At 37.0% G+C, this 14,131-nt stretch carries 13 protein-coding genes; 3 read left to right on the forward strand and 10 right to left on the reverse strand.

Annotated features, from left to right (window positions below):
- The 3 genes from IAE45_RS15850 to IAE45_RS15860 all read right to left on the reverse strand — a co-directional run.
- A partial coding sequence (locus IAE45_RS15850) for an Ig-like domain-containing protein (RefSeq protein WP_233619119.1) occupies positions 1 to 1,551 on the reverse strand: 1,551 nt, incomplete at its 3' end.
- A 169-nt stretch (positions 1,552 to 1,720) separates the two neighbouring features.
- Positions 1,721 to 2,062 (reverse strand): hypothetical protein, encoded by a 342-nt coding sequence (locus tag IAE45_RS15855; protein ID WP_200125997.1) that lies wholly within the window; start codon positions 2,060 to 2,062, stop codon positions 1,721 to 1,723.
- A complete protein-coding gene (locus tag IAE45_RS15860) occupies positions 2,052 to 3,482 on the reverse strand; it encodes a helix-turn-helix domain-containing protein (protein WP_061053835.1) in 1,431 nt (476 codons plus the stop codon). The genes IAE45_RS15855 and IAE45_RS15860 overlap by 11 nt, the downstream gene beginning before the upstream one ends.
- A 500-nt stretch (positions 3,483 to 3,982) precedes the next feature.
- Between IAE45_RS15860 and IAE45_RS15865 the strand changes: the two genes are divergently transcribed.
- Both IAE45_RS15865 and IAE45_RS15870 read left to right on the forward strand, forming a co-directional pair.
- The gene (locus tag IAE45_RS15865; RefSeq protein WP_077453606.1) at positions 3,983 to 4,303 is read left to right on the forward strand and encodes a DMT family transporter; all 321 of its coding nucleotides are present in this window, start codon (positions 3,983 to 3,985) and stop codon (positions 4,301 to 4,303) included.
- 222 nt (positions 4,304 to 4,525) lie between these two features.
- A complete protein-coding gene (locus IAE45_RS15870; RefSeq protein ID WP_200125999.1) occupies positions 4,526 to 7,147 on the forward strand; it encodes an HAD-IC family P-type ATPase in 2,622 nt (873 codons plus the stop codon).
- 89 nt (positions 7,148 to 7,236) lie between these two features.
- Here the strand turns inward: IAE45_RS15870 and IAE45_RS15875 are convergent, their stop codons facing one another.
- The 6 genes from IAE45_RS15875 to IAE45_RS15900 form a co-directional block, all read right to left on the reverse strand.
- On the reverse strand, positions 7,237 to 8,046 hold the full coding sequence (locus IAE45_RS15875; RefSeq protein WP_233619120.1) for a MerR family transcriptional regulator: 810 nt from the start codon (positions 8,044 to 8,046) through the stop codon (positions 7,237 to 7,239).
- A gap of 189 nt (positions 8,047 to 8,235) precedes the next feature.
- Positions 8,236 to 8,688, reverse strand: coding sequence for a hypothetical protein (locus IAE45_RS15880; RefSeq protein ID WP_200126003.1), 453 nt, complete (start codon positions 8,686 to 8,688; stop codon positions 8,236 to 8,238).
- 531 nt (positions 8,689 to 9,219) lie between these two features.
- Positions 9,220 to 9,573: a RidA family protein gene (locus IAE45_RS15885; protein ID WP_077453995.1), complete on the reverse strand. Its 354-nt coding sequence runs from the start codon at positions 9,571 to 9,573 to the stop codon at positions 9,220 to 9,222.
- 114 nt (positions 9,574 to 9,687) lie between these two features.
- Positions 9,688 to 10,068, reverse strand: coding sequence for a DUF7006 family protein (locus tag IAE45_RS15890; RefSeq protein ID WP_200126005.1), 381 nt, complete (start codon positions 10,066 to 10,068; stop codon positions 9,688 to 9,690).
- A gap of 304 nt (positions 10,069 to 10,372) precedes the next feature.
- Complete coding sequence (locus IAE45_RS15895) at positions 10,373 to 11,860, reverse strand: helix-turn-helix domain-containing protein (protein ID WP_077453997.1); 1,488 nt, start codon at positions 11,858 to 11,860, stop codon at positions 10,373 to 10,375.
- Between the two features lie 291 nt (positions 11,861 to 12,151).
- A complete protein-coding gene (locus IAE45_RS15900) occupies positions 12,152 to 12,628 on the reverse strand; it encodes a DUF1456 family protein (protein WP_200126007.1) in 477 nt (158 codons plus the stop codon).
- A 258-nt stretch (positions 12,629 to 12,886) separates the two neighbouring features.
- On the opposite strand from IAE45_RS15900, the gene IAE45_RS15905 reads away from it, so the two are divergent.
- Positions 12,887 to 13,336: a DUF305 domain-containing protein gene (locus IAE45_RS15905; protein ID WP_200126009.1), complete on the forward strand. Its 450-nt coding sequence runs from the start codon at positions 12,887 to 12,889 to the stop codon at positions 13,334 to 13,336.
- A gap of 132 nt (positions 13,337 to 13,468) precedes the next feature.
- On the opposite strand, the gene hisIE is transcribed toward IAE45_RS15905, so the two are convergent.
- On the reverse strand, positions 13,469 to 14,101 hold the full coding sequence (gene hisIE / locus IAE45_RS15910) for a bifunctional phosphoribosyl-AMP cyclohydrolase/phosphoribosyl-ATP diphosphatase HisIE (RefSeq protein ID WP_200126010.1): 633 nt from the start codon (positions 14,099 to 14,101) through the stop codon (positions 13,469 to 13,471).
- Positions 14,102 to 14,131: the final 30 nt, after the last annotated feature.

Raw genomic sequence — 14,131 nt, forward strand, 5'->3', positions numbered from 1 at the left:
GTCGATTGCATCGAAGTAAATTTTTCCGTTGGCATCATTGCTCTTAGTTTGGAGCACTTCTCCTTGCTCATCCAACAGTTGGAATTGAAATTCATCCGCACTTAGTGCTTTGCCAGTTAGTTCTTTACTTGCTTCTAGAGTCAAAGCGACAGGTTTTTCTATTTTCTTGTTTACAACAGTTTTCGTCACTTCTTTATCGTTGCCAAAGTCGCTTGGGGTAACAGTTAGTACCTGATCCAATAATTCATAACCCGCAGGAGCTTTTATTTCCTTTATCGTATAATTATCCTTCAGAAGATCATTGATAGAAGCTCGCCCCTCGTCATCTGTTGTCAATTTTCCTACAACTTGTCCCGTTGACTCACGTAGAACTTCAAATTGTGCACCAGAAAGAACTTCCCCTGATTCATTCGTTTTAATAATACTTACCGTGTAATTATATCCTTCGGCTTCGCCTCCTCCTTTTTGGTAATTTGTATAGGCAATGCCATCCTTTATCACTACGTCATTTGATGTCAATACAGCCGTATTAACGACATTCTCTCCATCAACAGGTGTATAGGCTAGTTCTGCTTTATAGTAAATTGCATATTGATCTTCACTACCAATATCTCCAAAATCTATTGAGAATGATCGTTGATCACTAGAAATATTGATTTCATAATCTCCAGTCACGTTGACACGATTTACTAATTCCCAATCATTTCCAGCAGCATTTAATTGCCACTTTCCTTTATAAATAATGAACGAACCTGGAACATAAGTGACAGCCTGACTATTTATCGCATCGGTGATCGTAGCATCAGGATAATTACCGCTACTTCGATTGATTGCAACATAATATTGAATCGTTTGATCACTTCCGTCTGTAAACCAACCAGATTTCGTTAAAGGATATGTGGTTGTATCTATACCAGCATAATCAATTTCAATTGGAAAGGTCGTTCCTTCAACATCAATCGTCGTCGTGATTGTCTGTTCCTCTTGAACAATTGTTGAATCAACACCCGCGTAAAAATAAAAAGAGCCATGTATATCTGAATGGGTTTCTGCATAATCTGTATAGGTCAGAATAATCTGTTTTGAATCTGACAGAACGGTTGCATTGGCGACGATGTTTCCATTCGAATCTTTTAGTTCAAACGATTCGTTACTACCAAATCTAAGTTCAGACGGTAAGGTGATCGTTGTCGTATCTCCTTCTTTTACTTGGTTATTTGGTAGATCAAACGTCCCATTGATTCGAAATGTCTCCCACTGTCCAACAGCTTCCGTCAGAGGATCTCCATTTTCATCCGTGATACTAAAGGAAGTGATCACATCATCAACTGCTGAAAATGGAGCAATGGTTGGCGCTCTTGATTGTTTCTCCGAAGTCTGTAAAGTTTCTGATTTAAGATCTGATTGTACCTCTGTGTTCTGTAAATCTGTAGATTCTACCGATCCACTTGATATGGTGGTTGATGTTTCACTTTGAGACTCACTTGTTCTATTTGTTACATCACTCGTCTCACTTGTGGCTTGTGTAGCTTGGGTTTCACCAATACTCATTTCAGCAATCGCGTGCAATGGCGCAACTAAGATAGATGTTACAATTACTAAAAGGCTAAAATAAGTAGAAATTCTTCTTTTCATATTCACCGATTCCTTTTCTATACTATTAATGTGTTGCATACTGACATTTTTATACCGTTGCTATAAGATTCATCTATTTCAACTACTATCTTTTATGTAAATATTCCGTGTACTTTCTTCCATATAAAATTCCTCCAGACATGCTTTCTAAAATTTTTCCTAAATAAATGGGTTTCTCATTTGAAGGCAAATAAGGTTGTTCCGTTAACATTGTTAATTGTTGCTCAATTGAGAGGAAATTTTCCTTTTGTTTTCTGTATTTTGCTAATTTTTCTGAATCATTCTCAACGACGATTTCATTCTCATTGGAACCTACTTCAAACGCGTATACAGGTTCTTCTTCTTTCGTATGTTCGCTAGGCAAAAAACTCAATTGATTGATTAGAAAAAAGGGCAAAACTACCCATGAAAAATATTTATCTTTCAAAAGCTACCTCCTTTAGTTTTACTAGCAACTCTCCCAGTTCCTTCCAATCATTAGATGTTGGCGGTTTTTTCCAAATAAGTTGTTCACAGTTCAATTTATCCATGGCACAGTCCGAAAGAAATAACTTGGTATTATTACTAATTTTGGCTTCAAAGATAAGATTCATCGATTGTAACGACTGTAGCATCATTTTTATATAGCTGTTGTAATTATTCCCATGAGAAAAATCAATACAGATATTTAAAGGTGTCTCAATTTTTTCCATGGGTAGCTGCGTAACTAATAAGAAAAGATAGTCATAATAAAGCTTGTTTTTCTCGGAATCAGATTGGAAAAAAGTGGATTTTTCTATTTCCCGAAAAAAATCCTGAATAAATTTATCAATTGCTGGATTGGTTTCCTGAAAATAATTAAACTTCCCTTTGATAATGAATGACTGATTTTTAAAGCGATAAACTAACCATTTAATATGTATATTTGTTAGTTCCTTCTCTATAAAATCATCTTTTATTTCATAACTGAATGTGTCAAAAAACATAGAAATAAATTTTTGAGTTAACTTAACTGCTTCTTGATACAAATCAAATGTCCTAAACTTCGTAACGAATTGTTCATTGTCGATTTCAAAATGACAGAACATCAAAAAATAACCAATTTCATTCTCTAACTGCTCATCGTCGATCGAAGAGTCACTGTTTATCGCTTTTTTCAACCACTTCGTGAAATCATTTTTCACATAGTCCACATAATTCTCTTGTATAAAATGTTTATTTTTTATTCGAATGAACCAAATACTAATAAAGATTGCTAGTTTTATTTCTTTTGTTCTGGGGATAGTTACTATATATTGTGATGAAAATTGCTTTATAATTTTATCGGTCATTTGACGGATTTCTTTTGGAAAAGGATTTTCAATGCCGTTAAATAATTCATAGTAAGTACTAAAAAATATACTGCGTACGCTCAACTCATTCCCAATAATTCTGCTCTTTTTAATCAAAATGTTTTCTTCATTTAATAAAGACTTTAAATGGCGAAACTTCACATAGCTAGCTGTCTGGCTGCTGTGAAGCAAAGCAACTTGCTTTTTCATAGGAATCTCATTAATGAAAAAATTATCCAAAATATTAAAAAGTTCACAAATTTTCATAAACTTAATTCTTATTTTCTTTACCGTTACGTAGTCGAGATTAGCACAAGTGATTTCTCCTGATTTTTTGATACAAATTGCAGTATCCTTGGAAATTAAGCTCAAATACGTATTCAATTCATCTATGTAAGTTTCAACTTTATAGCTAGAAATAGCCAAAATCTTACTTAATTCTGAAACTGTACAATAATGATTTTTATAATTCTCTATGTATTTAAGAATTACCCACTCATAACGATACCTATCAATCAATAGTTCTTCTGACAACATAGAAATACGCCCTCCCCTATATAAGTTTACAAGATTAGTCAAAAAGTAGTATAAGCTTTTTTAAACAAAATTGCTTATTTTTTTTATTTATTAGAAAAATATAGTAATTTTGAATTGGATCTTTTGATTAGAATCTAAATTAAGAATTGATAATATAACTTTACGTATGATTAATAACTAGTTTTCCTAACATCTTTTCTTTTTACAACTATTTATTAATTACTTGCTAAAAAATAACTTAATGGCTAGTCAAAGACAAACTGATTGAACCTTGATTTCCTTGGCTATCTAGACGACAAAATTACCTTTCGTTCTTGAAAAAAACTTGATAGCTGACTTCGCTTATCGTTGACATTTCGCCTCTTTTCAACTAATATTTTATTATTGTTACATTAATTGAATATCCAAACCACCACCGGGTGATAGAAGTGTTTGGTAAACTCATTAGGTCCTTGAAGAGTTTACTGAATGCTTATTTTTTTTGAGGAGGAGAACAAATTATGACATGGATTTATTTATTTTTAGGAGGATTTTTTGAGGTGGTATGGGCATCTACCATGAAACTGAGCAACGGGTTTAGCCACTTTTGGTACAGTTTTTCAACGGTCATCGGAATGATTTTCAGTTTTGGCTTCTTGGCTTTAGCGGTCAAAAATCTACCATTAAGTATCGCTTATCCTGTTTGGACAGGGATCGGCGCGGTGGGATCGATTATTGTGGGGGTCGTGTTCTTTAAAGACCAGCTGTCTCTCCTGACTTGGGTTTTCGTCATCTTATTAATAGTTGGTATTTTGGGCATCAAGTTTACCAGTGGCCACTGATTTAGCCCTTTGATAATAGTTTTGCTAGCCTTTTTGTAGGTACCTTCATCAATCAAGCGCCTTGACTCCTAGAACGAAACCCTGATCCAAATCGCCTTTTTCAGCCCATCTAAAGATTTTTTTGCAATTAGCCTATAGGTACAAAATATTTTCAAAAAACATTTGACCTTATAGTCACTCTAACCTTTATGCTATTCATGTAAAGAAAACGGAGGGAAAATAATGAAACAATGGCATAATTTGGATATTGACAAGGTGCAGTCAGCGATAAGTGAGACGCTTGTCACAAATGAGGTACGTAAAGCGTATCAAGAAAAACACGGGAAAAATAAATTACAAGCATCAGAAAAGACACCCGAATGGAAGAAGTTTCTATCTTACTTCCACGATGCGTTAATGTATGTCTTGATCGGTGCAGCTGTTTTAAAATTTATGACGGGAAGTCTAATTGAAGGAGCGATCGTTTTACTAGTGGTCGTTTTAAACGCAATGATTGGTTATTATCAAGAGAGAAAAGCAGATGATTCACTATCTAGCATTTCAAAATTACTTAGTTCAAAGGCGACAGTCGAATCTGAAAACGGACGTCTTTCAATCGATGCAGAAGATTTGATTCCAGGGGACCGCGTTTATTTAGCACCGGGTGATATTATTCCTGCTGATTTGCGTATGGAAACCGTGAATGAACTAAAAATCGATGAATCGATTCTAACTGGAGAGCCTGACGCAGTCGTAAAGACAACTGCTCGTTTAGAGGGGCAAATAGCACTTGCTGAACGAACCAATATGGCGTATTCAGGTACCCAAGTTCAGTCAGGAACTGGAAAAGGGATCGTTGTTGAAATTGGTTCGGACACTGAGATTGGTAAAATCAATGCTTCTTTAGCAACCATTGAAGTGAAAGAAACCCCTTTATTGAAAAAAGTGAACGAAATGAATCATGCTATTTTTAAAGGGATCGGCGTTTTTATCTTCTTATTAGGATTGATCAGCTACTTCATTTATGGCATGAGTCCGATGTATATCGTGTCAGCAATCATTGCTTTGATCGTTTCTTCTATTCCTGAGGGGTTGCCTTCTATTTTGACAATTATTTTGTCTTCCGGCGTGAAAAATATGTCGGATCAAAATGCGATCGTAAAGGGACTGCCTACTGTCGAAACACTTGGCTCAATGACAGTCATCTGTTCTGATAAAACAGGTACTTTGACCAAAAACGATATGACCCTTACCAATGTGTTTTCTAATAATCAGGTAACAGTGATTGGTCATGAAGACCAAACAGATCTTTCGAACAATGAACTACTAGCCAAAATCATGCAAAACTGTCAAGAAACACAGAGTTTCGATGATCGCCACTGTCCAGTGACCGGAAATGCAACAGAATTAGCGTTATTACGTTGGACCAATCGTATTGGCACACCGCGGATCAAGAGTCTAGAAACATTACCTTTTGACTCAAAATATAAATATATGGCAACAAGCCATTTGATCAATGGGAAAAAGCGGATTTTTGTAAAGGGTGCTCCAGATATCGTTTTAAATAAAGCGACTGCTGCACATATTGATGGGCAGATAGCGGAGTTTGATCATGCACAGTGGGAAAAGATCAATTTGGCTTTTGCTTCAGAGGGACAACGAGTGATCGCGTTTGCTTATAAAGATGTAGATACAACGACTGAATTGACTCATGAAGAGATGGACGAGCTCGTAATCATCGGATTAGCTGGCATTATCGATCCAGCAAAAGAATCAGCGATCGAAGCGGTAGCAGATTGTAAAAAAGCCGGGGTCAGAGTCGTAATGATCACCGGGGATCACCCAACGACCGCAAAAGCGATTGCCAAAAAATTAGGAATCGACCATTCTGAACGGGCAATCACTGGAACTGAATTGGATCGTTTATCCACAGATGAGTGGCAAAGAGTGGTAAAAAATACGAATATTTTTGCCCGAACGACACCTGAGCATAAACTGATGATCGTTACTTATTTACAAGAACAAGGCGAAATCGTTGGAATGACTGGTGATGGGGTCAATGACGCACCCGCACTTAGAAAAGCAGATGTAGGGATCGCCATGGGAATTAAAGGAAGCGATGTTAGTAAACAAGCTGCCGACATGATCCTCATTGACGATAATTTTGAAACGATTGCAAAAGCAATCAAAGAAGGCCGTCGAATTTTTGATAATTTAAAAAAGACGATCCTCTTCTACTTGCCAACCTGTCTGGCCCAGGGGCTTTTGCTGATCGTCTCTATGTTGGGAAATCTCCCTTTACCACTAAGTACCGTGCAGATTCTTTGGTTAAATCTAGTTGCGTCAATTACACTCTCCTATGCGTTAGGTTTTGAACCAGCTCACAAAATGATCATGAATCGTGCACCTCGAGATATGAAAGAAAAAATCATTTCCAACTATACACTCTTTCGAATCGTTTATGTTGGCCTACTCTTGACCTTCTTCGGCTTTCTAACGATGAATGCATTCAGCGACGAAGCTGTCAGACAAACCGTTTTGATCAATGCGATCGTTTTCGGTCAAGCTTTTTACATGATCAACTGTCGTGAGATCACGGATTCAGCCTTCAGTAACAAAATCAAGCAGAATAAAGCCTTGATTTACTCATTACTTGTTATGGCAATTCTCCAATTAGGAATGGTCTACTTTTCACCATTGCAAAGTATCCTACAGACCACCTCTTTAACTTTATCCGAATTGCTTATCAGTGTTCTCCCAGCAACTCTACTTTTCTTGTTAGTAGAATCCGAAAAGCACGTAACACGAGTCATTCTAAAGGAAAATGTTCCCGCCTACTCAATGGATACCAAAGTAGAGAAATAAGAACAGCTCCATTTCATAAGTTATCTTATCGATAAACTTGCTGAATCACTAAGTACCAATAGATACGTTTCTCCTTGATCGATCCCGTTTTAATCGGGTTGATCAAGGAGAATTTCTATTTTACTCACGTATTCTTCCGGTAAATTCGTCTCATGAAAATCAATCAAGTAGAACTCATAAAAATTCCCTTTCGCGACCAGTCTATTTTTCTTTAGGTAACTGTTTAGTTCTGCTAAAGCAGCTAAGCGCTGCTTATACGTGCCTGTATAATAAATAGCGAGATACTCTCCTGCCGGCATGGTAAATGCCTTCTCATCTGCTAAATCGTTTGTCAGACAATAGAAAACTTGATGCCTAAATGCGTCTTCGTGCGGCAGTAAAATCGTTCCGAAAACATTTTGATTGTTGGCATGGAGTTCTTTTTCAAATTGTTTGTGCAGGCGCTTAAGTTCAAAGTATAGGTCTTTCCCCAACGTATCTTTTTCTTGGCTTAAAACAAGGTAGCGTTCTTCATAAAAAGTACGTTCAATTTCATGGTTTTGCTTTTTTTCAGCATAGACAAGCAAGTCAATTCGCTCTTTTAACAAATCTTGTTTCTCTTTTAACGCATGGATTCTGTCTTCTAATTGCTCCATCTCGAAATGCAGGATTTTTTTAGTCAACGCTTTATTCTTTGTATCCAAGTAGTTCTTAATTTCCTCAAGTGACACATCGAAAAAACGCAGATCTCTAATGGTATTTAATCGCTCAATATCCTCGTATGAGTAATCTCGATAGCCATTCTCAGTATAGTTGGGTGACAATAAACCAATCTGTTCATAGTATCTAAGAGTATGCGGTGTAATATCATAATTTTCACTCACTTGTTTTATCTTCATCATTCCATCCCTATCTTTCATAGCGTGTCTCTGTCACAAAATCATATCATAGTTTTCTACAGAAAACGAAGGAGTTTTTGTATTAAAGCAGTCAAAATTTTTGGTGTTTGTCAGTACTCGGGCAAGATTCAAATCGTAACAAAAAGACTACTGATAATTTTCCAAAATTAGTATTGGAAATAATCAGTAGTCTCCTACTTCGTCAGTACTCTATTCCATTTCAGCTGGCGCCGTCCCCCAATTGCCTGACCAAAGGATATTGTCTGATTCCGCTGCTTTTATTTTCAACTCCTCATCAGATGTTGTACCACTCTCAGTTACTTCTGCCTCAGTGGATGGTTCTACTATTTGCTCTGCGGATGATTCTGATTGAGAATCATTTGCTGTTGATGATTCCGCTAACGCTTGTTCTTCTGCGCTTTTTTCTATTTGTGTTTCTGAATTAACGGTTTCTTCGACTACTGCTTGCTCGGCTGTGACTGATTGTTGTTCAGGTACTAATTCGTTAGTACTTAGTGTTGTTTCTTCTGTCGGTGATGTATTGATCGTTTCCGCTGCTGCCGGAATACTGACAAATACTTGGGTAATCAAGGGACTGCCTAATATAAAAACAGAAGAGCTGACCAAAATACGTGATAAAAGCTCTCTCTTCACGGGTATCATCATTTTTCCTTCTTTCAGTTTAAGTAAATGAAATCAACGACACTCTTTCCAATTAAAAAAAGCTGCCCTTTGACAACTCCGTCTTACAGCTATGTAATGCGTTCGTAGTCTCATTCCTTATGATTGCATTATTGCATGGTTTTCAAGTGCGGACACGACAACAATCGTCACGAAAAAGACAAAATAAGTCCTATTTTATAAAGCGAAAATAAAAGAATATAAACACATCTGTTTCTGAAAGTGTTAACAAAATAAAAAAATATTACATAATTTGTTACCTAAAATTGATGTGCACCATTTTTATAAACTATTTGGGTACCTAATGAAAAAACTTTGAAACAATCGAACACTCCAATTATTTCTAAGGAAAAGATGGTTACAGAGGGTTAAAAAAGGAGACTGGATATTCAGCCTCCTTTTTATTACTCCTTTTTATAGGAACAGCCAAAAATCCCTGTTCTTTCAAGTTCCCCTGCGATTAAGGGTGAAAAACTAAACCGAATTTTGAATCCTCCATGCTTCCCAGACATGTTATCCTTTGAAAGCAATGGCGTCGATTTGAAAAAGGATCCCTACCTCACCCGAATGAGCAAATGCTGTCTGAATCGATTTTCTCACCGGAAATTTTCTATGGAATTTTTCTTTCAGAATCTTTTCCATAATCGGGATATCAAAAACATCTTTAAAAAGTACATCCATTTTGACTACATCTGTTAATGACAAATCCACTAATTTCAAGCGTTCTTCCAATTGATCCAGTGCTCCTACAATCTGTTGTTCGATAGACTGTCCGATATTTCCCACACAGTAGCCAACAAAAACAAAATTCCCTGCTTCGATCACGCCTGAAAGTGCCCAATCCTCATTGATATCATATCGTTTCATTCGCTTCTCCTTTATATTTCTTTTTGTAATAGACGCTGTCTAATACTTGCCTTGTTCTATTCTTGACCTTGTATGACTTCAATCGTCAACCATGGCATACCAACTGATGAATTCCTAATCCACCGAAAAATGCAAAGAGTGCGGGGTTGGGGCGGTCAAAGTCAGCCCACATCTTTCTTTAAAGTAAGTCTTGCTGTCTTCTTTTGCCACTTGCAAGATTTCCGCTTCAGTAAAAGGCACGACATCGTCACTTCCTCGAAGCTCAATACACTCCAAAATAATCAAAATTTCTGCTTCAAGCGTATTGATTCTCGCAAGCTGTTCGAAAAAATTTTCTTGATTGACTTCTTGAATCGCTCTGCGAATTTCTAAACAGTTTCTGTGAATCTTTTCTTTGAGTTTTAGATACTCATACTTACTGAAAATCCGTTCAGATTCCTCAATATAAAAGTTCAAATATTCATGCAGTGTGTGGATCTTAAATGGTTCAACCATCTTCAGCACCTCCTTTATTTTAGCTGTTGATTCTTATGTAAAAGGAATTGTTCTAGCATTGTATGTCTGTATTATCACACGGTTTTTAGCTGGAAACGCGTCAATATGTGACTGATTAAATACAAAATACGTCCTGTTATATACAGCGAATTGATTTACCTCCAAACTTCGTTGGCATTCAAGAGAACCTGAAACACTCCTGTACAACGAATTTATATCCTCTGGGTATAAAGAAAAACAGTCAATACTCTCAGATTTGAGAATACTGACTGTTTGCTGAAACTTGGATAAATCAATCACTTTTTTATTTTTGATTGGACCTATTCTGAAATGTTTCCACCGCCTCAATTAGTTCTAGCCAACGATCGCCAGTTGGAAAGCTATTCCATTTAAAAAATTGGACGTTCGGATTTTGATCAAGAAAGGCTTGCCGATCGACTGGATAATCGGTCACAACAAAATCTGGTTTCTCAGAAACGAAAGATAGGGTATAGCCAAACCAGCGTTTCAACCGTTCTTTTTGCCTGATTTCTTGGATTTTTCCGAATTTTGATTCATGAAAAATCCGCACGGTCGATCGATCGATCTTTGCTACAATTGAAAGAAGCATGCTGTATTGAAATAACAAGCGATTATTGCCAGCGTACATACTAGCAAAGAGTGGTGTTTGTTGGGTAAGGGTTTGATACAGCTCCTGAACAAGTGGAAAAATCTTTGGAAACACTCTGCGATAGTCCTTATCCGTTGTCGTTTTTCCAAAAGCATCGATTTTGTTTTTCGATGGAAAAACAACAGAAACAGAATGAATGTACAAAGCATTAATAAGAAGATAGTCAGTCTCACCTTCTGGTACAAGAAAGATCTTCTGAGCAGTTTCCGCAAATAATCTTGCTGTTGCTAGTGCTTGTTCTGAGAAATGATCGTCAATTGATGGATGGCTAGGAATCTCTTCAGGTAAATACGTCGTCATTACAGAGAACATGTAATATAAGAAAAGAAATTCTGCTTCTGGAACGTCATTTAGAATCAAGTTATCTCTTAACAATGGTTTAATAAGCTCTTCTTTGAATTGTTCAAAGGAAATCGTGAGATGGACCATTTCCTTCATCTCCTGAGGAATCTCATTCACAGGAAACCCTCTTTTTAAACGATAAAGACTTATCGCAAGCAGCTGAACAAATTTTTCCTGATCAATACCGCGATAGCAGCTGGGGTAACTCGTTAACTTGTCCTTAAAGGAACGAATGCTCTGTTTCGACAATCCGAAATGACGGACATTTGTTGCATCATAGATCTGCCAATACATAATATGGAAAAAATGACGAATGCGGTATTCTTTTCCCACGAATAGTGGCTTCCTTTTTAAGTTAAGTTTGATTTGGTAATTTTCTAAAATACTCTCAATTTCCTTGAGTTTTCTTTGAACGGTGCGATTACTGACATAGTGTTGTTGGGCGGTTTCTTCTAAGGACACATATTTATCACTAAAGAGTCTGTCTATAATTTGAAATGGCATACTCTCTGAGAGCATGACCGAATAGAGCTTGGATAATAAAAAATTAGGAGCAAAATAAAGCACCAACTCCCTCCCCTCATGCATATCGATCTCAAAAAAAGGATAGGAGTTTTGTAAGTCTCTGGCCCGCTCAAAAACTAGCGCTATTCTTCTTTTTGACAGATTTACTTTGTCAGCAAGGTCACTCAATCGTTCACGATCAATCGCCTGTTCAAAAAAATACGCAAATAGTTCATAGACATCTTGGTCTAATTTAGTTAAAAGAAACTTATACATAGCACTACCTCTTAACTTTATTTTTAAGGTAATTATACTCTTTTAAACATGTATTTTCATTTAGTAGGTATTAATTCTCGTATCAGTGGTGAATGAGTACGTCAAGTTCCAACAAAAAGAATTGAAAAGAATAATCTGTCAGTTGAGTTACTCATTTTTACTCCTTGTATGAACCCTATCAGTTTTATAATTGTTCAACAAGAGCTGATACTATGAGATTTCAAAAAAAAAAGACACATAAAATGCATCTCTTTAACGGCCATTTTGTAAGCTCATCCTATTTTTAGATTTTTACTTGTTGCCCCGATACTCGATCGTCAATCCTTTTAAAAAGTTGCGGGCATATTTGTCTAAGCATGGTTTGTAATTGCGATGGCCTTCTTTGCGTAAAATGGCGCCTAGTTCACCTTTTGAAACCGTAACTCCAGCCTGCTGGAAAATGTCCAGCATTTCATCCGTGGTGAGGGAAAGGGCAATTTTTATTTTCTTCAACATCAAATTATTCACATTGCCATTGTTTAGCTCTAAGACAGGTTCTGCAGCATCTGGCATTGTTCCTCGTTGCGAGCGAATCAAACCATTTAAGAAACGCTCAAAGGCTTCATTGGTACACTCAATCTCGTAGGTCTCAGGATCTTTTTTCTTCAATAATTGTCTTACTTCTTCTTTTGTGAAAGAAGCGCCGCCAAGTTCAAAAATTTTCACCATGTCGGTATCCTTGATATCCAAAGCATAGCGTAAACGCGTCAAGCGATCATTGTGATTCATTCTATACACCATCCATTTCTTAGGTTGATTATAACAAATAAACCTAGACGAGTAATCCTGTTTTCGCTTTTTTACTCTGAGAATCCATTGTTTTCGTTCAGATGTATATCGCTTCTCTCCTTCCACTTCCTCCGCTATACTTGATTTAGGGAGTAATTTTCTTCTAACAGAACAATAAACGAAAAAAAGCATCAGTTACAATGATGTTTTGGATTGCTTTATTGTTTTTATTTTGTATACAAAAAGGAGAGGAAAGAAATGAAGAAATACGGGAAATTTTTGGTAATGATTGGGGTATCGACGGTGATTATGTTTTGTATGATGTATTTCAATGTCTACGCCCTCGATCATATCTTTTTCAGCCAAACCCGCCTGTTTATGGCACTGATGATGGGTGCGATGATGGCGATCATCATGCTGTTATTTATGTGGAAGATGTATGACAACAAGAAAATGAATATCGGCATTCTAGTTGTCAGTGTTGTACTCTTTTTTGGTTCACTGTTTATGGTCAGAAGCCAAACTGCCGTGGGAGATACGGCCTGGATGAAAGCCATGATTCCCCATCATTCGATTGCGATTTTAACCAGTAAAAATGCCGATTTGTCTGATCCAAGAGTAAAAGAACTTGCAGAAAAAATCATTGACGCACAGGAAAAAGAAATCAAAGAAATGAAAGAATTGATCGAAGAGTTGGAAAATAATTAGCCATTTTGTGTGCTCACTCAAAGAACCAGCAGATCAACTTTATCGCCACGGATGCAAAGCCCTTCAAGCAATAGCTGAAGGGCTTCTTTTTTTATCGTCAGTTGCTTTCTTTCTACTGAATAATCCTGACCGTTATTGCATCCGTTCTTGTTTGACTTTCTTATCCACAACATGACGCTTGGCAAGCTCTTGGCGAATAGCCGCTAACTCAATCCCCATTTCTGCCATTAAAACCAATGTGTGGTACGCCAAATCAGCAATCTCATAAACGGTTTCTTGACGGTCTTCCTTCATCGCCCCAATCACGACCTCGGTTGCTTCCTCGCCGATTTTTTTTAAGATTTTTTCACTGCCTTTTTCAAACAAGTAGCTGGTATAGCTGCCTTCTTGTGGCGTATCTTTACGACCTTTTATCAGCTCATACAACGCATCGATGGTTGGAGAGGATTCTGTACCATAAAGCACTTCTGTAAAGCAGCTTTCTGTGCCTGTATGGCAAGCAGGTCCGTCTTTTTTTACTTTGGCGACTAAGGCATCTTGATCGCAATCTGCTGTCAAAGATACTAAGTGCTGGTAATTGCCGCTGGTTTCTCCTTTGCGCCACAATTCTTGACGACTGCGGGAATAAAAGGTCATCAATCGGTCCTTCAAGGTCAAAGTCAAACTTTCTTGGTTCATATAAGCCAAGGTCAAAACTTTATTCGTTTCCACATCCTGCACGATCACTGGAACCAATCCTTGTTCATCAAATCGTACTTGCACCATGTTATCCACTCCTTCTATTGCCTATCAAAA

The sequence above is a fragment of the Enterococcus sp. S53 genome (assembly GCF_016516865.1).
GTDB classification, from domain to species: domain Bacteria; phylum Bacillota; class Bacilli; order Lactobacillales; family Enterococcaceae; genus Enterococcus_D; species Enterococcus_D innesii.